The sequence below is a fragment of the Scytonema hankhaensis NUACC26 genome, assembly GCF_045865695.1.
In the GTDB taxonomy this organism is placed as follows: domain Bacteria; phylum Cyanobacteriota; class Cyanobacteriia; order Cyanobacteriales; family Nostocaceae; genus Scytonema.
This window is the reverse complement of sequence record NZ_BAACAP010000238.1, coordinates 103,587-123,343: the sequence shown is the minus strand read 5'-3', so window position 1 is coordinate 123,343 and position 19,757 is coordinate 103,587. Positions and strand designations below refer to the sequence as shown.

The window sequence follows — 19,757 nt, the reverse complement described above, 5'->3', positions numbered from 1 at the left end:
GGCAATCTTGTAGGTTGGATTCAAAAAGGGGAGTGGTTGACCTATGATATTACCGTTCCTACCTCCGGGACTTATCAGCTAGTCGCCCGAGTTGCTTCTGGGGACAAAAACAATCATAGCCTCAAGGTGACTGTTGACGGAAAGAATACAACAGTGAATTTTGGCACTACTGGTGGTTGGCAGAATTGGCAGAGCGTCCTAGCTTCTGGGCAACTATCCTTGAATGCAGGTACACATCAACTGCGCTTGGATATGTTAACCAGTGACTTTAATATCAACTACCTGGAGTTAGTCCAGCCAATCCGTATCGAAGCAGAGAAATACAGGAATGGTGGTCAAAAAGTCGCATACTACGACACGACAGCCGGTAACAGTGGTGGCAATGCGTATGGTACTGACGATGTTGATGTTTCCTATAGTGGGGATGTTGATGGCGGCAATCTTGTAGGTTGGATTCAAAAAGGGGAGTGGTTGACCTATGATATTACCGTTCCTACCTCCGGGACTTATCAACTAGTCGCCCGAGTTGCTTCTGGGGACAAAAACAATCATAGCCTCAAGGTGACTGTTGACGGAAAGAATACAACAGTGAATTTTGGCACTACTGGTGATTGGCGCAATTGGCAGAGCGTCCTAGCTTCTGGGCAACTATCCTTGAGTGCAGGTACACATCAACTGCGCTTGGATATGTTAACCAGTGACTTTAATATCAACTACCTAGAGTTAATCCCCGTATCTAACTTTGGCAACTCGATCCAAGGTAATACAGGTAACAACACTTATACTGGCAGCAATGGAATTGACACAATTACTTATAACCAGGCAAGGGGTCCTATCGTTGCCGACTTGGGTACTGGTGTTGTCAACCACAAGTTTGCTACCTCACCTGACACACCGTTTAAAATTATGCCTCTGGGTGATTCCAACACTTTTGGCATGATTAACTGGGACTCAGGAGCATACCGTGATGATTTGTGGAACTTACTGAAAAATGGTGGTTTCAATATCGATTTTGTTGGTTCACGTTCCTCAGGTCCTGATGGCTTTGATAAAGACAATGCTGGGTTTGGTGGATGGAGAATTAGAGACATTGCTAGTAATAAAGATTCCAATGGCAATGTCAATGTATGGTTAGATAAATATAAGCCGGATAGGGTGCTAATGATGATTGGCACCAATGACATAATTAAGAATGATGATATCAGTAATGCACCCAGTCGGCTAAGTAATCTCATTGATCAAATTACCAACAAATTACCTAACACTCAACTTTTGGTATCTTCAATCCCACCTATTAGTACACCCTCAAATAAAAAGCAGTCGGGCATAGATTTTAATTCATCTATACCGGGCATAGTCAGTAACAAAGTAGCTCAGGGAAAAAAAGTAACTTACGTTGATGTTTACAGTGCGTTAACACCAGATGACTTGCAAGATGGCGTTCACCCAACAAAGGACGGTTATGGCAAGGTTGCTAATGTTTGGCATAAGGCAATTCTCAACACTGATATTGGCAAAGACACCCTTAGTAAGATAGAGAACATGATCGGTTCTCCTTATAACGACACCTTAGTGGGTAATGGAGGTGTCAACATTATTAATGGTGGTGGCGGTAATGATTCATTAACAGGAGGCGATGACAAAGACACATTCGTCTTATCGACAGGACAAGGAACTGACACCATTACTGACTTTATAGTTGGTAAGGATTTGCTGGGACTATCTAGTGGCTTAACATTTGGGCAACTGACTATTACGCAAGCTAACAATGGGATCGATACTTGGATTAACAATGGTAATGAATGGTTAGCTTCACTGAGTGGAATACAAGCCAGCACTATCACGTCTGATGTTTTCACCACTGCTTAATGTCCTTAGCTTGGTAAGGAAACAAGGCTCTAAGTCAAGCTTGTTTCTTCCAAGCTCCAGCCTACAAAACTTTTATAATTAGTGCTTTTTATGAACTTTAATTCATTGACTTTTGTAACTTTCTTTTTTGTAGTTTATACGCTTTATATCATAACAAGGAAAAATTACAAGCCGCAGAATTTTTTGCTGTTAATTGCTAGTTTCGTATTTTATGGATACTGGGACTTGCGGTTGCTAGTTCTTTTTATTATATCCATAGTCATTAATTTTCTCATCGCTAAAAAAATTCAAACAGAGAAAAATAAATATTTACAAAAAAAACTACTATATCTCTGCATATTTTTTAACTTATCACTACTTGGTTTCTTTAAATATTTCAACTTCTTTTCACAGAGTCTTTATCAAACGCTCAAAATTTTTGGAGTAAACTTAGATACGATTGCATTAAACATCCTACTACCTGTAGGAATTTCCTTTTACACATTCCAACTAATGAGCTATGTCATTGATGTTTATAAAGGAGATTTAAAAGCTATCAATAATTTACTAGATTGTGCGTTATTTATTTCCTTTTTTCCACAATTAGTGGCAGGTCCTATTGAACGTGCAATTGACTTATATCCCCAAGTCATTTCACCAAGAAAGATAAAAATACAACAAATCAACACAGGTATATTCCTGATTATTTGGGGATTCTTTAAGAAAATAGTCATTGCTGATAATTTGGCAATAATTGCTAATGAGGTATTTAACAACTACACACAGTATAAAGGACTGGACATTCTCATTGCTATCCTTGCCTTTACAATTCAAATTTACTGCGACTTCTCTGGTTATTCTGATATTGCACGAGGGATTGCCAAGCTCATGGGCTTTGAATTGATATTGAATTTTAAGTTGCCCTATTTTGCTCGAAGTCCTAGTGATTTTTGGACGCGATGGCACATTTCCCTCTCTAGTTGGTTGAGAGATTATCTCTACATACCTCTTGGAGGTAATCGCCAGGGAACTTTCAACACATATCGCAACTTATTTTTAACAATGCTTCTGGGCGGTCTTTGGCATGGAGCTGCTTGGAACTTTGTTCTCTGGGGTGCATATCAAGGATTTATTCTCATTATTTACCGCTTCTTTGAGAAGAAACCAAAACAACGGGAAACTAAGAGTGTCAAGCATTCCTACTGGCAAATTCCCAGTCAAATCTTTTTGATGTTTATTCTTAGCAATATTGGGTGGGTGATCTTCCGTTCAAGTTCAGTAGACCAAATTTATTATATTCTTACCAACGTCGGGTTAGACGGCTCAGAACAGAGTTTCCTTTTTGGTTATAAGTTAATATTTTTCTGCGGACCCCTGCTCATAGTTCAATTGTGTCAGCATTTTACTAATGATTTACTTATCTTAACCAAACTGAACCCCCTATTTCGCATTCTAATTTACAGCTTTTTACTCATCTGGATTTGCGTTTTTGGGGTTCGCGAGTCTGGAGAATTCATTTACTTCCAGTTTTAATTAATTAAGAAATCTCAAGTTAAGGAAAAATGGCACAACGCGCTAATCAACAGTTACCAGTAGAGATTATCAAACCAGTGAGTACTCGCAGTGTCTTGCTTTCTTTGTTATGGATTGCAATTCTTGTCCTTCTTGCCAACTTTGCAGCCAAATGGTATTTGGAGAAATATACAACGAATAGAGGCGATTGGCTAATTAGGGAGAAATGGGAACTTCTTGAGAATTTAAAACAACCAGTTGATTGGCTATTACTAGGAGATTCTAGCTGTAACCAAGGTATACTCCCCAGCATCCTTAACGAAAAGCTTAATACTACCTCAATCAATCTCTGTACTATTGGTAACATGACAAGTTTAGGCGATGCTTGGATGTTAGAAGCATATATAAAGAAATTTGGACCTCCACGCAATGTTCTTATCGTTCATGTGCCCGACGTTTGGAGCCGCCAATTTCAATTGTCATTACTCGCGAAAATACCCCTAAGCTGGGGATATTGGCAGCAGATAGAACCACAAATTGCACTTAATTTAAACAATCAGCTTGACCTTTGGGTACAACGATATCTCCCTTTATATTCAGCCAACCAAAGTCTTGCCAATCTGTTGATGTTTCCATTGGATTCGTTCAAGTTAAACAGGAGCTTTAAACTGGAAAATGATGGATTCATGATTTGGGAGAAACCAAACCCTAAAAACGTTGAAAGTCAGAAAGAAGAGCAAATCAATTTTGTTAAGAGTAATGAATTTAATATTTCATCTGATAACAGTTTAGCTTTAAATAGAATTGTGACCGAAGCAGAAAAATATAATTTCGATGTTTACTTAGCTAATAGCCCATTATATGAAGTTCTTTACGAAAATGAAAAATTTAAAGCTTATTTTAGTCAAGTCCAAAAAACACTTAATGCTTATGCAAACCGGAGTGAAAAAATTCACCATATCCAGAAACCAATGACTTTTCCAAAAGAACAGATGGAAAATGCCGACCATGTGGTTTACTCTGCGGCCAAAGTATATACGAATGAACTCATCACAGAAATTATTTCAATCCCAAAAAATGATGGTTAAGAGTCTGTTTCAAAATCAGTTGTGAAAATATTAAGAACTGACAAGAAGATAATTTTTCCTTTAGTAGTTTCTAAGAGCTTGTTATGAATATCCTTGCAGTCATTCCAGCCCGTTACAATTCAACACGTTTTCCAGGTAAGCCCTTGGCGCTGATTGGCGATCGCCCAATGATACAGCGAGTTTATGAAGCAGCCAAAAGCTGTCCTGATTTCACGAAAGTAGTGGTCGCCACTGACAGTGTAGCGATCGCCGATTGCGTGCATCAGTTTGGGGGAGAGGTGGAGATGACTCGTTCTGACCATGCTACTGGTACAGATCGAGTAGCAGAAGTCGCTCAACGCTACTCCAATATGGAAGTCGTGGTCAATGTTCAAGGAGATCAACCCTTTGTCACGGGTCAGATGTTGTCTCAGTTAGTCTCTCCTTATGTATCCGGGGAATTACCCAATATGACGACTTTGGGATGTCCTTTAGACCCTAAAACAGGTTATTGCGATCCTAATGTTGTCAAAGTTCTATGCGATCGCAAAAGCAATGCCCTTTACTTTTCTCGTGCTCCTATTCCCTACTTCCGTAATTCTGGGGATGCACCTGTGTTTCACCATCTTGGACTGTATGCCTTTGAAAGGAATTTTTTGGCTCAATATGCTCAAATGAAACCTACTCCTTTGGAGGAGTGTGAAGCTTTAGAGCAACTGCGGGTGCTGGAACATGGGTTTGCTATTCGGGTGTGTCTCACTGAAAAAGCTGTTCTAGAAATTAATACCCCTGATGACTTGGTTCAAGCTCAAACCTCAATTTTTGCTGGAGTCTAAATACCACTTTACCGAAATTAATTTGTCTATCCTATGAAATTTCTTCTTAGAAAAGTAAAGAACAAGCTAGATACTGCGTTTATGTTTTTGCAAAAAATATTGCAACAATATATACCTTGGGCTTTTTTAAAATCCCCACAGCTTCGGATGCTGATTTATGGTGACAAGATAGACTGCATTCTCTACTCATTAGCTATCACAAAAAAGAATGTATTCTTTGTACAAGTTGGCTCCAACGATGCCAGTCACGGTGACCCTCTATGCCATTTTATTCATAAATGGAACTGGGCTGGAATTATGATTGAACCAGTTGAATATGTATTCAAAAGACTGGAGAAAAACTTTAGCCAATTTGAGAATATTATTCTTGAAAATGTCGCTGTATCTAGTGAAAGCGGAGTCAAAGAATTTTATCACTTGGCGGAGTGCGACGACTTGCCAATAACCTACAACCAACTAGGCTCTTTTTTGTTAGAGACTGTACTAAAAAATTCTAGTTGGATACCTGATATAAAAGAGCGAATAGTTACAACTCAGATCAAATGCTTGACATTTCAAGAGATATGTCGTAAAAACCACGTTAGTAACATAGATATTCTACATATAGACACAGAGGGGTATGATTTTGAGATTATCAAGATGATTGACTTTGAATGTGTCAAGCCAATGGTTATCTTGTATGAGCATAAACATTTGAACGAAGATGACAAAGCTAAATGCCGCAAGCACTTAGAAAGGCAAAATTACGAATTAATAGAGATTCAACGAGACACTATTGCTTTACAAAAACAGACAAGTAACAACAGTTTGAAACTTTGTCAAGCATGGGATGTAGTGCGTCAAGTGACTCCATCAAAAACCATTCAAATGGCACAAACCTAAAGACACTACCGCTACGCTGCAAGGCTGAAAGCTCGAAATGTTGAAGATAAAAGAGAAATTTACAAGTAAGTAATGCGTATAAAATATGTTTAAACCAAAAGAATTATTTATACGTGGATACTCTATACCTTTATCTGACTCTAATCTATTTAATTTAGAAGATCCTGAAGACCAGAGTATCGTAGCCTGTCCTCAACCACCTATAGAAGCCGTAAAAGCAGGTAAAGCTGTATCAGTTCCATCAGGTGAGTTTGATATTAGCGTCATCCTGGAGCAACTTCCCAACAGCTTTCAACCAGAGATAGTTAATTTATCAGCGAGAAACATGAACTTCATACCAAGAGGACTTGAGAGAATCAAGTGTCCAAAGGTTATGAAGATTGGTGACACTTTCCATTGGAGTGATGGCTCGCTAAAAGGTATAATTCAATACTGTCAAACACTCCAGTGTGATTACCATTGGGTTTACCAAGGGGTTCAGCATTTACATTTTTTTGTTGAAGCTGGTCTCAAAAATGTCTTCTGGCTACCGGGAACTCCTGTTATTGAACATTATATTCCTCAGAACAAAGAATCGAAATCATACGACATCATTTTTCGAGGTTCTCAGTCCGAACTTCACGTTCACCGCAGCAGACTGGTAAAGTTCTTGCAAAACTCTAAAGTCAATATTGACATTCAAAGCAAGCCATATATTGAGTGTCTGGAAGACTACGCTAATTCCCGAATAGCATTCAACTGCGGCTTGAATGGAGATACAAATCGACGAGTTTTTGAAGTGATGATGGCAGGAGGTTTCCTGTTGACAGATCGCCTGAGTTCTCAGTCTGGTCTGTTTTCTCTGTTTCAAGAAGGCGTTCATTTAGAGTGCTATGAAAACGAAGGGGAGCTACTCCACAAGATAAAGTTTTATCTAAAGAATCCCGATAAAGCAGAAAAAATTGCAGCAGCAGGTCATCAAAAGCTGATAGATTGCTACAGTCAGCAAACAGTTCGACAAAAGTTCTACCGTTACATACTTGAGGGTAAGATCGAGCCGCCTTTCTTACTCGAACACGATAAAAGGGTTCTCTACATCAACCGCAACGGAGACCATAAAAAATTTAGTATTCGACTTCAAGTTTACGAGCTGATTCAAGAAATCCACAGACTGAATCCCCAAATAAAACTCCTGTATTGGAAAGGAGTGAATCAAGAAATGGTCTCAGACCTAGCCGATCTACCACGTTTAGACATAACATATTTCAATTTAAAAGAAGCTGTCATCGAAATGGAAGCTTGGTGCTCCAAAGTTGGTGTCAAAGACCAAGTTCACCTGGAATACTTACCCTCATTGCAAAAATTTCAAATAGTTCTACTGGATTTACCAGATACGTTAGCTGCAATAAAGCAGCTTCTGTTGGAGGTAGAACCAAAGATTGCTAACTCTGGTTTTTTATTAATAGTAGGAGATACTAAGCGCCAAACAAAAAGAATTTTGAACCTACTGGCTAGATTGAGAGGTTTCATACCTGTCAGCCTTTGTGTAGCAGGTTCTCAACAGCCTTTGGGAGTCGGAGCTTGTTTTGTTTATCAAAAGCTAGCTAGAGGGGGTCAAGTCAGTCAGGAATCAACACCAAAGTTATTTGTTAACAAGCTTAGCCTTAAAGCAAAGGTACGTATGCAGTTACGCTCTCTACCGCTAGTTAGGCAAGCTAAGAAGTTTGTGAAAAGTTTCTTACTGAAGAAAAGTTGAAGAACTACACTTTATTCTTAAACTATATTCAGCTTCTTAAAGAGAGAACTATCAGACAATAATATTTCTAGATTACCAGGAGAAAATTCTACAGAATGTCAAACAAGCAATCAAAAGACTCGCAGTCAAACAATAGCATTTCTACTCGATCGTAACTCAAAAATAAAAATTCTTGATATGAGAAAAATACTATTACAGAGTTGGCAACTTCCGCCAACAAATTTTAGGCTTTTCATCATCACTATATTGATATTGGGGGTATTTTTTAGATTTGCCAACATAGATGGCAGAGTTTACTGGCATGACGAAACCTATACTTCATTGCGTATTGCTGGCTTCACAGTAACGGAGGTCATCCAGAACATTTTCAATGGTAAATTAATAGATGTTGAACAATTGCAAAAGTTCCAGCAGCTGAGTTCTGAAAAAGGGGTAATAGATACCATAAAGGCGCTGATGCTAGAGGATCAGCAGCACCCTCCGGTGTACTACGTGATAGCCCATTATTGGGCACAGTTACTGGGGGATTCAGTAGCAGCGATCAGAAGTCTATCTGCCTTTACTAGCCTGCTTGCATTTCCCTGCATCTACTGGTTGTGTTTAGAATTATTTCAGGAATCTCTGACTGGTTGGGTAGCAGTTGCGTTAATAGCTGTTTCGCCGTTCCAGATTCATTATGCACAAGAAGCACGGGAATACAGCTTGCTTGGCGTAGTTGTTTTGCTGTCTAGCGCTGCATTACTGCAAGCAATACGTTTACATACCTGGTTCAATTGGGTAGTATATGCTGCTACACTCATCCTGGGGTTATACACAAATCCGCTTTTTGGTCTTGTCGCAATTGCTCATGGGAGTTACGTGCTTATTAATCGGGGGTTGCGGTTAGAGAAGACTCTTGTTGCTTATCTTCTTGCATCCACTGTAGCGTTTTTTGTCTTTTTCCCTTGGCTAGTAATAATTATTACTAATTCAGGATACTTACGGATTGTATCAGCTTGGATGAACGTCCGGTTAACTTGGAGTCAATATCTTGACAGTTGGATTTACAATCTTACATATAATTTCTTTTTGCCTCTCCCAATTGGTCAGCTTTGGCTAGTTGTGAAAATTTTTGTGTTGTTTTTGATAGGTTACGCCCTCTATTTTCTTTGTTACTGTACCAATAAAAAAACGTGGTCATTCATCATTATCTTAATCATACTTCCGACCTTTGCCCTGGTCTTACCAGACCTAATCTCTGGAGGTATGCGCTCAACCATCCCACGCTACATCATTCCTTGCTATTTGGGAATAGAGATAGCAACTGCTCATCTGCTAGCGATGCAGATAAGCTCCATAAACGGTAAATACAACCAGCAAAGATTATGGCTAGTTGTTCTGGTGGTACTGGTGTCCATCAGCCTACTTAGTAATGCAAATACTTTGCGAGTGGAAATTCTGCAAAAACCAGGGTATGATGCCACACTTGACATGGCTCAGTCCATCGAGCGCTCATCTCGTCCTCTCGTCCTTAGCAGTGAAGATGCAGACCCTATTAGCAATCCGATGGTAGGTGATGTCCTGTCTCTAGGTCATTTGCTCAAACCAAAAATAAAGCTTCAATTGACGACGGAACCAATACTGCCAGAGATTCCTACTGGCTTTGATAACATATTTGTATTTAAACCTATTAAACCATTTAAGCAGGCTCTCGAGCAGAAGTATAAGTTGGAGCCCGCCTATAAAACTTCTCTGTGGCGTTTAAAGAGAAAAGCATAAGAGTCAGGGTGCAAAATACCGCGAGTTTGAGCGATCGCCAATAAAAATGCTTCTAGCTCAATAACAATAATCGTAGGTACACTTTTATGCTCTTGGACTCAGACAATTTAGAAACTATAGAACTCTCTATTGTAATTCCTTTTTACAATGAAGAGTCCAATATCAATTACCTGTTTGAACGGCTAACCTCAGTGCTCAACCGTCTCAACATGAAGTATGAGATTATTTGCGTTAATGATGGTAGTAAAGATAATACTTTAAAGTATTTGGTTCAACACAATAGTTTAAATCCGACTATCAAGGTTGTCAACCTATCCCGTAATTTTGGTAAAGAAGCAGCGCTGAGTGCTGGTATCGATCATACTAGCGGGGCTGCAGTAGTACCAATTGACGCAGACCTCCAGGATCCACCGGAGCTCATTGAGGAACTTATTAGTAAGTGGCGTGAGGGTTATGATGTTGTTTATGCAACTCGTCGCTCTCGTCAGGGAGAAAACTGGTTGAAGCGTTTTACCGCTGCCGCTTTCTACCGAGTTATAAGTAAAATAAGCCGTATCCAAATCCCACGCAATACTGGAGATTTTCGTTTGCTCGATCGACGAGTCGTCGAAGTCATCAAGCAAATGCCAGAACGAACCCGTTTTATGAAAGGGTTATTTGCGTGGGTTGGTTTTAAGCAGATTGCTATATTATACGATCGCCCTCCACGTTACAAAGGAACTACTAAGTGGAATTATTGGCGACTGTGGAATTTTGCTATTGATGGGATCGCATCATTCAGTCTTATACCCTTGAAAGTCTGGAGCTACATCGGAGTTTTACTATCTACAGCTGCATTCCTCTACGCCACTTTTTTAATAATTCGTACCTTGATATTTGGGATTGATGTTCCTGGCTATGCTTCATTAATGGTAGTCATCCTCTTTTTAGGAGGAATGCAATTAATCACGTTAGGTATTATTGGTGAATATATAGGTCGCGTCTTTGAAGAAGTAAAGAGAAGACCACTTTACCTAGTTCGTGACCTCTACGGATTTCACACCAGTAGTGAGATAAATAAGAAGGCTGCATCTCCTATTAAAGTATATCAAGATTAAGCAAACTTCATTATTAAAGTACTTTTAGACTTGCTTATTTTCAAACACGAGCGGGAAATAGCATCTTGAACCAGTAGGAGAATTTTTTGATATCAAACTTAAAAGGCTTCGTTTTCTTGCTTACGGTTGTCTGCCTCATAGCAACCGCTTTAGGAATATATCTTATAGGAGGTATTGAGCCAGCGCAACTTCAAAAGTGGCTCGGGCAAGCTGGTATCTGGGCACCAATTTTGTACATTGCTATTTATACTGTAGCAACTGTGTTGATGCTGCCTTCAACTGCTCTCAATTTAACTGGAGGAGCAATCTTTGGTATATGGCTAGGTACTTTTTGGACTAGTATTGGTGCATTAATTGCCGCAATAGTATCATTTTTGTACTCCCGTACTGTTGGACGTAAAGCGCTGACCAAAAAGCTGTCTAAAGGTTGGCAACGAATGGATGTTGAGGTGCGCCGGGGAGGAATGCTTTATATACTTGCCATTCGACTTCTACCAATCCTTCCCTATGGTTTGGTCAATTTTGTTGCTGGTCTCACATCAGTAAGCTTCAAGGACTATTTTCTGGGCACTGTTTTAGGCACCATTCCTGGTGTTTTTCCTTTTGTACTCATAGGCAGTTCTGGTTTAAAGGCATTGAAAACAGGAGATATTCTGCCACTGACTGGAGCATTGGGGTTGGTAGGAGCACTAGTTCTGGGAGCAACCTGGTATCGAAATCACCGAGACTAGGGTGTGGTGTGTGGAGTATAAACTCTGACAAAATATCCTTATACTTTGTGTCTTTGCGGCTTTACACGATACTAAGATGTACTATTTTAACTTAAAAGTTTCCGGGTATGTCTCTATGGGTTGTGTAAAAGAGATCGGTTAGCATTTCTAACTGATGTTGATGATGGCTATGTATTCTCCATAGAATTTGAGGAGTAAAAAGCAAAGGTTATGAAAGTATCTGTACTGATTAACAATTACAACTATCAACAATATGTTTTAGATGCTATAGATAGCGTTTTAAAACAATCGATACCTGTAGACGAAATTATTGTTGTTGATGATAGGTCTACAGACGGATCTGTTCAGATCTTAAAAGATAAATTTGCAGACCATGAAACAGTAAAGCTGGTTCTAAAAGAGGAGAATCAAGGACAGCTTTCAAGTTTTAATGAAGGATTTCAGGCAGCTCGAGGAGAGCTTATCTGTTTTCTTGATGCTGATGATATTTATAAAGAGAATTACATTGAGGAAATTGTAAATTTTTACAAAGAGCATCCAGAATGTGATTTCCTATTTTGTAGCGCTGAACTTTTTGGTAATGAAGAACGAATTGCTAGTTGCTACGACAAAACTCGTGATTTAGGTATTTCTAGGATTGTAACTCTTTACAATAGATTATGGATAGGTCATAGAACTTCGACCTTATCAATGCGTAAATCTGTGCTTGAGAAATTATTGCCAATTCCTTATCTGGAAGATTGGCGTATGCGTGCAGACGACTGTCTAGTTTATGGAGCTTCGATAGTAGGAGCAAGAAAATTTTATCTAGCTCAACCTTTGGTAAGGTACAGAGTACACGGTAATAACGGTCACTATGGACGAAGCAAAGAGAGAACACCTGAATACTTGCAACGATACGATGAGGCTGTTAAACGCTTATTCTCGTTTTTATCAACAAAGATGAACTATCCAAGTCATCTATGTGAGCTTGCTGATGTGGAATTCAAGACTATATCCCATCCTACCACAAAGGAATTTAAGACAGTTATAAATCTCATTAAATCGGCTAAAATCCCTCTTCTGAAAAAGGTTATTATGCTTTTATCTATTTACTCACACTATTTCAGTAGAGGAGACTTTTCGCATTAGTTAGTAGATGATTTAATTTATTGAGTTCAGAAGTGTTGTTTCCTAATTAAATCTCCAAGTCTCAATAATTTTATATTAGTCCTTTTGTTGAAAAATTAGGAGTAAGTGTATGGGTTTGCCAATTGTAATTGTTCATCGGGGATTTCCTGAGTATCTATTGTATTCCTTAGCTCAAGCTCAAAAATTTAATCCCAAAAGTGACATATTTTTACTTGGGGATAATAGTAACAGTATTCTAAATTTTATTCATCATGAAAATATCTATAATTATTATACTAAAGCAAAACTTTTTGAGAAAATTTATTCAGAAAAGCATTTGAGTTTTAATGATTATGAATATGAACTTTTTTGTTTTCAAAGATGGTTTATTATTCAAGAATTTATGATAAAAAATAAAATAGATAGTTGTATACATTTAGATTCCGATCTCATGACTTATGTCAACGTAACTGAAGAATTTTCAAAAAAATTTGAAAAGTATAGTTTTACCTTATCAAAAAAAGGTTCCGGACATAATTCGTACATTAAATATTCCGGATTAGAAAAAATTTGTGAACATATAATGAGTTATTATACAAACCCAGAACTTTTTGAGATTCTTACGTCAATAAGAGAGAAAGCGTTATTAGCAGGACAAAAAGCAGGTGGAATTTGCGATATGACTTTGCTAAACCAGTACTACCAGAGATATTCTCAAGAAATTGGTAGCACTTCTGATATTATTAATGATTCTGTTTATGACGCTAATATAAATAGTTCTGATGGATTTGAAATGCGTGAAGGTATAAAAAACATCTTTTGGGTAGATGGTCTTCCATTTTGTAGACATCTCGAATCTGGCAAGGAAATAAGGTTTAATTCTCTCCACTTTCAAAGTCAACCTAAAAAACATATTATGAAGAATTATTTTACAGAAAATAAACGAAAGATAATATACTACATATTAATAAACAAAATGAATCGATTGTATACCAAGTCTGTCCAAAAATTTTGGAGAGTTTGAATGGTAACTTTTAGAATTTTTAGCAGTTCAGGTAAAAATGTTTTACATATATATCTAAGAGGTTAGGAAAATTCTTTTTTGCAAGAAAGGAGATAGCATGGTTTGCACTCAAATTACAGATAATTTATCTATAGGTGACAATTGTCCATTTACCCTGATTGGTGGTCCATGCGTCATTGAATCAGAAGACTTTACCTTGAAAATGGCGGAAGAAATTCGCAAGGTATGCGATCGCTTGGGAATCTCTTTTATCTTCAAGTCCTCTTTTGATAAAGCCAATCGGACTTCAATCAACTCCTTTCGGGGACAAACCTTAGAAGAAGGACTAGAAATCTTACAAAAAGTCAAAGACAAAGTTGGTGTCCCAGTACTTACCGATATTCACGAAAGTTACCAAGCTTCCCCTGTAGCCGAAGTAGTGGATGTTCTGCAAATTCCAGCCTTTCTTTGCCGTCAGACTGACTTATTGCTAGCGGCGGCGGCTACAGGTCGGGCCATTAACGTAAAGAAAGGTCAGTTTCTTGCCCCTTGGGACATGAAGAATGTTATCCGCAAGCTAGAAGGCGGAGGATCTCGGAATATTTTGCTGACCGAGCGAGGTAGTTCTTTTGGTTATAATACCCTTGTAGTAGATTTCCGATCGCTACCCCAGATGCGAGAACTAGGCTATCCTGTAGTCTTTGATGCTACTCACAGCGTCCAGATGCCAGGGGGACAGGGAGATAAATCAGGTGGACAGCGACAGTTTGTACCATACCTGGCTAAAGCAGCAGCAGCAGTAGGTATTGACGCCCTATTTATGGAAATCCATGAAAATCCAGATATTGCTCTGAGTGACGGTCCTAACATGGTACCGCTAGCAAATTTGGAAGAAATCCTGAAACCAATATTGAACATACGTAATACTTTATAGGCAAGTTCCCAGGTAAGTTTAAAATGAGCGACAATTCCAATCCTGAATTGCACAAACGTTTATCTCAGGTCAAGCTTCTAGCGCTGGATGTGGACGGTGTCCTGACCGATGGGGGACTGTACTATACAGACAGCGGAGAAGAACTGAAAAAATTTAATGTCAAGGATGGACAGGGAATCAAGTTAGTGATGCAGGCTGGTGTTGAAGTAGCGATCGTTACCACCAGCACTTCTCATGCCACTCTGCACCGGGCTAAAAAGCTGGGCATTAAGCACACCTTTATTGGCGCTGAAGACAAGCTAACAGTTATCAAAAAACTCTGTGAAGATTTAAGTTTATCCCTATCTCAAGTTGCTTATGTTGGGGACGATATTGTTGATTTGCCAGTCATGTGTGCTGTAGGCTGTCCCCTAACAGTGGCTGATGCAATGCCAGACAATCAAGCTTGCGCTGTCTACGTTAGTAGGTTAGCTGGGGGACAAGGATGCGTCCGAGAAATTTGTGACCTCTTGTTGAAAACCAAATCAAAAGTTGAAGCCAGACTTTCTCTGATAGAAAAATGACTCATCGTCAACTTATCAAACGAGTTATCACTTGCCAAGGTAGCGTTCAGCTAGTTACTGCCTTATCAATTCTCAGCTATCGAGAAAAAGAGCAGCAGCACCTTGGCTGTGAATATGAAAACTACCTGGTTATTTATGACCTTTATGCTCCTTCAGAGCAGATAGATGGATTTGTTGCCTTAATTAAAAAAATGGCAGAACTCATTTGTAACTGGAGAGCAATTGTTTATATAACTCCCACTCAGTTACAAGACATAGATGAAGAAATAAAGTCTCTTGGTTGCTCCAAGGGAATTAAAACAGTACATGAGTTAATAGGAATTGAGGCTGCTGATGAAATTTACTTATGCAGAAATTGGCAGTTTGGCAATCAGCTTCTGATTAATGCCTATCAATCGGCTCAAAAAATTTGCTACGGAGATAGTATTGGAATTTATTTTTCATCTACATCAAAAGGTTTTTCAGTAACCCCAACTACACAAAATAAACATCTTTTACAAAGATTAATCCCTCGCCTGCGCTTTTTAAAAAATAAATTTAAAGGTTTAATCGCAGGATTAAACCATCAGACAGAATGTCAAACAGCCCTTTCACAGATAGAGTTTGATAGGGGCTACTTTGTATTACCTGACATTCTAGGTGAATGCCCCCCCATGCCAATTAAAACAATAAACAAATCCCTGATTCTAGAAACTTTACAGAAACTAAAGGGTTTAGCAGATCCAAACTATATCGCCCGGTTTCAAGAAAAAATCGCTGGTCTTCCAGTCGTTGTCCTGCTGACTTCCAATCTATCGGAAGCAGGTCGAATGTTTCAAGAGGATGAGATTACTGCTTATTGTCAGTTCTTGAATGCTCAAGGAACTTATCAAGACACACTGCTGGTCATTAAACCCCATCCTAGAGACGATATCACTAAAATTGAGAAATTAAAAGATGCTCTAGCTAATTTGTTTTCCAAGATATTAGTTTTGTCCGAGCCAGAACTTTTTTTTCTCCCATTTGAAGTCTTCTTTTTAGAGGCTTTCTTAGTTGGTAATAATGATGTCAAAGTTTTTGCTCTCAGTTCCGCTTGTATATCACTAAAGCTACTGTTTGATGTTCCTAGTATAGTAGGGTTTGGCGATGATATTACTTCAAAGTGGTTCTATGAAAGTTACGTTACAAGCAGATTAATTCATGAACGAGATCTAAGAGCAGCAGTTAAAAATATAGAAAAATTTGAATTTGCTAGTAATGTTTAGTACTTTTATCTAGGATTAAATTGCTTTACTTTTACTTAAAAAAATTGATTGAAAAAATGGAGATTAATTATGTTTGTCAGTCCTATAACGGGTTACAGTAACATCACTTTGGTTAAAACAATTCCGTCGGAATCGCTTATTCAAAGCTGGAAAAATATACTAGAGATAGATATTACTAACGAACTTCATCAATGTCAAGAAATTTATCTTTTTAAATGTAATGAAACTCAGCTAAAATTCTTCGCACCCTTTGAAATTGCTGGCTCAGAAAAACTTTATGAGCAACTTCAAAGATTTGATTGGTATTATATGTCTAAGAAGTGGGAACATCAAGTTGCCTTGAAAAATCTGCATGATTGTAAACAAATTTTGGAAGTGGGTTCTGCATTTGGTTCTTTTGTTGAACTAGCTATCAAGTCTGGTTTAAACATTAAAGGTATTGAACTTAACAAAGCAGCTGTTAGGATAGCTCAACAAAAGAATCTTCCTGTAGAGCACTTAGATTTACAAGAACTTGCTAAACAAGCTCCTCAATCTCTAGATGCCATTTGTAGTTTTCAAGTTCTTGAACACATTTCTCAGCCTAAAGACTTTATTGAATGGTCTATTCAACTATTAAAGCCAAATGGAAAACTTATATTCTGTGTGCCAAACTCAGAGAGTTTTCTGCAATACCAAGATAATCTGCTTGATATGCCACCACACCATATGCTTCGGTGGTCAACACAATCGTTTAAAGCACTGGAAAAAATATTTCCTGTCCGGTTGGAGAAAAGAATAATAGAACCTTTAGCTTCATATCATGTTTCTTTGTATCTAGATTCATATAGTAGCTATTTTCGCTCTATATCTCCCTTATATAAATTACTTTTCAATCGTCATACGACTCCAGTCTATCGAAAACTACTCAAGACTGGGTTAAGGAGATTTTTGACAGGTCAAAGTTTATATGTGCAGTTCCGTAAAGTTGATAAAATTGCCTGATTTTAGCTGTGAAGGAATGAAGTGTACCACTGGAATTATAGCCTTTTAATGTATCGCTAGCGAAAACTATAGGAATCATAAATGATTTATGAAAAATTTTCAGTACTGTAGGGTGGGCAATGCCTACCAACAGACAAAAGTGGTGGGCAATGCCCACCCTACGTGTAGTTCAAAAATCTGCGGAGGAATCCCATACATAGAAGGTAGAACTAACTGGAATCTAGATTCAAAACCAGATATTCGCGTTTATAAACCCGATTCGCTATTTATGGAGGCGATGAGACCATCTGTATGAATATCTTGCATATCAATCAGTCTGATATTACTGGTGGAGCGGCCATCGCTGGTTACCGTCTCCATCAAGGTTTGTTAGCGCAAAATATTAACTCTCGCTTGCTGGTTGGCAGAGTAAAAACTAGTAGCAATCGTGTAGCCTCCATTCCAAATAAATACCCATTGCTCGAAAAGCAAATACATCGCGTAACACGGGGTCTGGGTTTTAACTACATTAATCATATAAGCAGCTTTGATATTACCAAGCACCACTTTTACCAAAATGCAGATGTTCTGAACTTTCATAACCTACATACTGGTTATTTCAACTACTTAGCGATTCCGTCTTTAACTGAAAGCAAACCCGCTGTTTTTACTCTTCACGATATGTGGAGCTTCACAGGTCACTGTGCCTATAGCTTTAAGTGCGATCGCTGGATGAGAGGCTGTGGTAAATGTCCGTATCCAGATACATACCCAGCTATTTCTAGAGATAATACCCATTGGGAGTGGAAGCTCAAGAACTGGGTTTACAGCAAAGCTAAATTAACGGTTGTGACACCCAGTCATTGGCTGACAGAGCAGGTGAAACAAAGTATGCTCAATCGGTTTCCCATTTATCACATTCCCAATGGTATTGACACAGAAGTTTATCAACCTCTCGATCCAGAACAATGCCGCTTTCTACTAGGCATTCCTGTAGGCAAAAAAGTTTTGATGTTCGCCGCAGACAGCTTGAAGGATTTCCGTAAGGGAGGCGATTTGCTGCTGAAGGCTTTACAAAACTTACCTGAATCTCTAAAAGCAGAAACTTTGCTACTAATTTTAGGTGATGATGCTGAAGCCATTTCTGAAGCCGCAGGAGTGATGACCCTAAATCTGGGTTATGTCGCCAGCGATCGCCTCAAATCTATTGCCTATTCTGCTGCTGACCTGTTTATTTTTCCTACTCGTGCTGATAATCTTCCCCTAGTGCTACAAGAGAGTATGGCTTGTGGCACCCCGATGGTTTCGTTCAAAATTGGTGGCATTCCGGATTTGGTACGCCCAAATATCACTGGCTACTTGGCTACACCAGAAGATCCCGATGATTTTTGTCACGGCATTGTACATCTGCTGGAAGATGAGACTGAGCGCGATCGTATGGGTCGCAATTGTCGTGCGCTCGCGCTCAAAGAATATTCTTTAGAATTGCAAACCCAGCAATACATTCAGTTATATCATCAAGTTTTGCAAATAGACTAATCTTTTCTGGCAAGCTGTCAATCCTGTACGACTTTGTGAAGTAAAGCTATCCACATATCTGGCGGTTCAGAGTAGTAATCGATTTCCTCAACTTGATATCGATAAAGGTTAGAACCGTTCTTTAAAAGAATATAATCTCCACGTTTGATCCCTTTAAACTGTGCAGTCATGTAACCTTTTGTTAGGTTATCAACAGGTTCAAATGCATAGTCACATCCGCAAACACATTCAGTATAGTCATAGGTCTGCTGCTTTTGCTGTTTTTGTCTATTCCAAAGAAAGTTGAGCAGCAGCAGTAGAATAACATTGAGGTTGATGCCTGACCTGATATGAGACATAAATGATTGGCAAAGAAATGTTGACAGCAAAGCGGATAGTGATTGGCGGTTTTCTCGGACGGGGATCGACCCTAATAAACCAAATTCATCAATACAATTTTATGTGAAAGTTCATCAAGAGTGTAGGCAAGTTGCCAGCGAAGAAACGTTACTCCGAGCACAAGTTGGTTTCTGGCTGCTTTTGAACAAATTACTGCAAAATATTTGTTAAAGGACTTGACACTACCCCAGGACTCACTGCTATACTAACTTATGTAAATCAGTAATGGGGCGTAGCCAAGTGGTAAGGCAGCGGGTTTTGGTCCCGCCATCCCTAGGTTCGAATCCTAGCGCCCCAGTTAGAGTGTAGAATAATTAAGTTTAGTTTACAATAAATAATTAATCATTGACTACGATTCCCCAACCGACTATTTTGGTAGGGATGACGGAAGCCCCAATTTCAATGAGGTACCGTTTGGTTTAGGTTGGGGTAGTTCATAATGGTAAACAAGAGTTGTGAATACCTATCTATATTTTATACTAAAAGGAAAAGAACTTACAAATTTCTCTTATGTAATGTTACTGTATATATAGTGCATTGCCCCAATATAAACGGTA

Annotated in this window: 18 protein-coding genes and 1 tRNA gene; 18 read left to right on the top strand and 1 reads right to left on the bottom strand. The window is 38.7% G+C overall.

Annotated elements, in window-relative coordinates; all coding sequences use genetic code 11:
- The 17 genes from ACKTT2_RS39440 to ACKTT2_RS39360 all read left to right on the top strand — a co-directional run.
- Window positions 1-1,869, top strand: a 1,869-nt coding sequence (locus tag ACKTT2_RS39440) for a carbohydrate-binding protein (protein WP_407896722.1), incomplete at its 5' end; no start/stop codon positions are given.
- Window positions 1,870-2,361: 492 nt separating this feature from the next.
- Window positions 2,362-3,381, top strand: coding sequence for an MBOAT family O-acyltransferase (locus ACKTT2_RS39435; RefSeq protein ID WP_407896720.1), 1,020 nt, complete (start codon window positions 2,362-2,364; stop codon window positions 3,379-3,381).
- A gap of 29 nt (window positions 3,382-3,410) precedes the next feature.
- Window positions 3,411-4,448 carry a hypothetical protein gene (locus ACKTT2_RS39430; protein ID WP_407896718.1) on the top strand — a complete coding sequence of 346 codons (1,038 nt, stop codon included), beginning with the start codon at window positions 3,411-3,413 and terminating at the stop codon, window positions 4,446-4,448.
- A gap of 83 nt (window positions 4,449-4,531) precedes the next feature.
- A complete protein-coding gene (gene kdsB, locus ACKTT2_RS39425; protein WP_407896716.1) occupies window positions 4,532-5,263 on the top strand; it encodes a 3-deoxy-manno-octulosonate cytidylyltransferase in 732 nt (243 codons plus the stop codon).
- An 81-nt stretch (window positions 5,264-5,344) separates the two neighbouring features.
- On the top strand, window positions 5,345-6,145 hold the full coding sequence (locus tag ACKTT2_RS39420; RefSeq protein WP_407896714.1) for an FkbM family methyltransferase: 801 nt from the start codon (window positions 5,345-5,347) through the stop codon (window positions 6,143-6,145).
- Between the two features lie 85 nt (window positions 6,146-6,230).
- Window positions 6,231-7,880 (top strand): glycosyltransferase, encoded by a 1,650-nt coding sequence (locus ACKTT2_RS39415; protein WP_407896712.1) that lies wholly within the window; start codon window positions 6,231-6,233, stop codon window positions 7,878-7,880.
- A gap of 177 nt (window positions 7,881-8,057) precedes the next feature.
- Entirely contained in the window at window positions 8,058-9,638 is a 1,581-nt protein-coding gene (locus tag ACKTT2_RS39410) for a glycosyltransferase family 39 protein (protein WP_407896710.1), read from the top strand.
- 86 nt (window positions 9,639-9,724) lie between these two features.
- The gene (locus tag ACKTT2_RS39405; protein WP_407896708.1) at window positions 9,725-10,735 is read left to right on the top strand and encodes a glycosyltransferase family 2 protein; all 1,011 of its coding nucleotides are present in this window, start codon (window positions 9,725-9,727) and stop codon (window positions 10,733-10,735) included.
- 86 nt (window positions 10,736-10,821) lie between these two features.
- The gene (locus ACKTT2_RS39400; protein WP_407896706.1) at window positions 10,822-11,466 is read left to right on the top strand and encodes a TVP38/TMEM64 family protein; all 645 of its coding nucleotides are present in this window, start codon (window positions 10,822-10,824) and stop codon (window positions 11,464-11,466) included.
- 210 nt (window positions 11,467-11,676) lie between these two features.
- Window positions 11,677-12,597, top strand: coding sequence for a glycosyltransferase family 2 protein (locus tag ACKTT2_RS39395; RefSeq protein ID WP_407896704.1), 921 nt, complete (start codon window positions 11,677-11,679; stop codon window positions 12,595-12,597).
- Between the two features lie 109 nt (window positions 12,598-12,706).
- Window positions 12,707-13,600, top strand: a complete 894-nt coding sequence (locus ACKTT2_RS39390; protein WP_407896702.1) for a hypothetical protein — start codon at window positions 12,707-12,709, stop codon at window positions 13,598-13,600.
- Between the two features lie 97 nt (window positions 13,601-13,697).
- Window positions 13,698-14,513: a 3-deoxy-8-phosphooctulonate synthase gene (gene kdsA, locus ACKTT2_RS39385; protein WP_407896700.1), complete on the top strand. Its 816-nt coding sequence runs from the start codon at window positions 13,698-13,700 to the stop codon at window positions 14,511-14,513.
- A gap of 23 nt (window positions 14,514-14,536) precedes the next feature.
- A complete protein-coding gene (locus tag ACKTT2_RS39380; RefSeq protein WP_407896698.1) occupies window positions 14,537-15,076 on the top strand; it encodes a KdsC family phosphatase in 540 nt (179 codons plus the stop codon).
- Window positions 15,073-16,320: a polysialyltransferase family glycosyltransferase gene (locus tag ACKTT2_RS39375; protein WP_407896696.1), complete on the top strand. Its 1,248-nt coding sequence runs from the start codon at window positions 15,073-15,075 to the stop codon at window positions 16,318-16,320. The genes ACKTT2_RS39380 and ACKTT2_RS39375 overlap by 4 nt, the downstream gene beginning before the upstream one ends.
- 69 nt (window positions 16,321-16,389) lie before the next feature.
- Window positions 16,390-17,304 carry a class I SAM-dependent methyltransferase gene (locus ACKTT2_RS39370; RefSeq protein WP_407896694.1) on the top strand — a complete coding sequence of 305 codons (915 nt, stop codon included), beginning with the start codon at window positions 16,390-16,392 and terminating at the stop codon, window positions 17,302-17,304.
- Window positions 17,305-17,392: 88 nt separating this feature from the next.
- The gene (locus ACKTT2_RS39365) at window positions 17,393-17,599 is read left to right on the top strand and encodes a hypothetical protein (RefSeq protein ID WP_407896692.1); all 207 of its coding nucleotides are present in this window, start codon (window positions 17,393-17,395) and stop codon (window positions 17,597-17,599) included.
- The gene (locus tag ACKTT2_RS39360; protein ID WP_407896690.1) at window positions 17,596-18,822 is read left to right on the top strand and encodes a glycosyltransferase family 4 protein; all 1,227 of its coding nucleotides are present in this window, start codon (window positions 17,596-17,598) and stop codon (window positions 18,820-18,822) included. Before ACKTT2_RS39365 ends, ACKTT2_RS39360 begins: the two co-directional genes overlap by 4 nt.
- 17 nt (window positions 18,823-18,839) lie before the next feature.
- On the opposite strand, the gene ACKTT2_RS39355 is transcribed toward ACKTT2_RS39360, so the two are convergent.
- Window positions 18,840-19,160: a hypothetical protein gene (locus tag ACKTT2_RS39355; RefSeq protein WP_407896688.1), complete on the bottom strand. Its 321-nt coding sequence runs from the start codon at window positions 19,158-19,160 to the stop codon at window positions 18,840-18,842.
- 266 nt (window positions 19,161-19,426) lie between these two features.
- On the opposite strand from ACKTT2_RS39355, the gene ACKTT2_RS39350 reads away from it, so the two are divergent.
- A tRNA-Gln gene (locus ACKTT2_RS39350) sits at window positions 19,427-19,498 on the top strand.
- Window positions 19,499-19,757 lie beyond the last annotated feature (259 nt).

Bases quoted from the DNA above. Each gene is read 5' to 3' on its own strand.
- ACKTT2_RS39405 (WP_407896708.1), top strand. From the start codon at position 9,725: ATGCTCTTGGACTCAGACAATTTAGAAACTATAGAACTCTCTATTGTA.
- ACKTT2_RS39390 (WP_407896702.1), top strand. From the start codon at position 12,707: ATGGGTTTGCCAATTGTAATTGTTCATCGGGGATTTCCTGAGTATCTA.
- kdsA (WP_407896700.1), top strand. From the start codon at position 13,698: ATGGTTTGCACTCAAATTACAGATAATTTATCTATAGGTGACAATTGT.
- kdsB (WP_407896716.1), top strand. From the start codon at position 4,532: ATGAATATCCTTGCAGTCATTCCAGCCCGTTACAATTCAACACGTTTT.
- ACKTT2_RS39365 (WP_407896692.1), top strand. From the start codon at position 17,393: ATGAAAAATTTTCAGTACTGTAGGGTGGGCAATGCCTACCAACAGACA.
- ACKTT2_RS39395 (WP_407896704.1), top strand. From the start codon at position 11,677: ATGAAAGTATCTGTACTGATTAACAATTACAACTATCAACAATATGTT.
- ACKTT2_RS39430 (WP_407896718.1), top strand. From the start codon at position 3,411: ATGGCACAACGCGCTAATCAACAGTTACCAGTAGAGATTATCAAACCA.
- ACKTT2_RS39380 (WP_407896698.1), top strand. From the start codon at position 14,537: ATGAGCGACAATTCCAATCCTGAATTGCACAAACGTTTATCTCAGGTC.
- ACKTT2_RS39415 (WP_407896712.1), top strand. From the start codon at position 6,231: ATGTTTAAACCAAAAGAATTATTTATACGTGGATACTCTATACCTTTA.
- ACKTT2_RS39435 (WP_407896720.1), top strand. From the start codon at position 2,362: ATGAGCTATGTCATTGATGTTTATAAAGGAGATTTAAAAGCTATCAAT.
- ACKTT2_RS39410 (WP_407896710.1), top strand. From the start codon at position 8,058: ATGAGAAAAATACTATTACAGAGTTGGCAACTTCCGCCAACAAATTTT.
- ACKTT2_RS39360 (WP_407896690.1), top strand. From the start codon at position 17,596: ATGAATATCTTGCATATCAATCAGTCTGATATTACTGGTGGAGCGGCC.
- ACKTT2_RS39355 (WP_407896688.1), bottom strand. From the start codon at position 19,160: ATGTCTCATATCAGGTCAGGCATCAACCTCAATGTTATTCTACTGCTG.
- ACKTT2_RS39375 (WP_407896696.1), top strand. From the start codon at position 15,073: ATGACTCATCGTCAACTTATCAAACGAGTTATCACTTGCCAAGGTAGC.
- ACKTT2_RS39420 (WP_407896714.1), top strand. From the start codon at position 5,345: ATGTTTTTGCAAAAAATATTGCAACAATATATACCTTGGGCTTTTTTA.
- ACKTT2_RS39370 (WP_407896694.1), top strand. From the start codon at position 16,390: ATGTTTGTCAGTCCTATAACGGGTTACAGTAACATCACTTTGGTTAAA.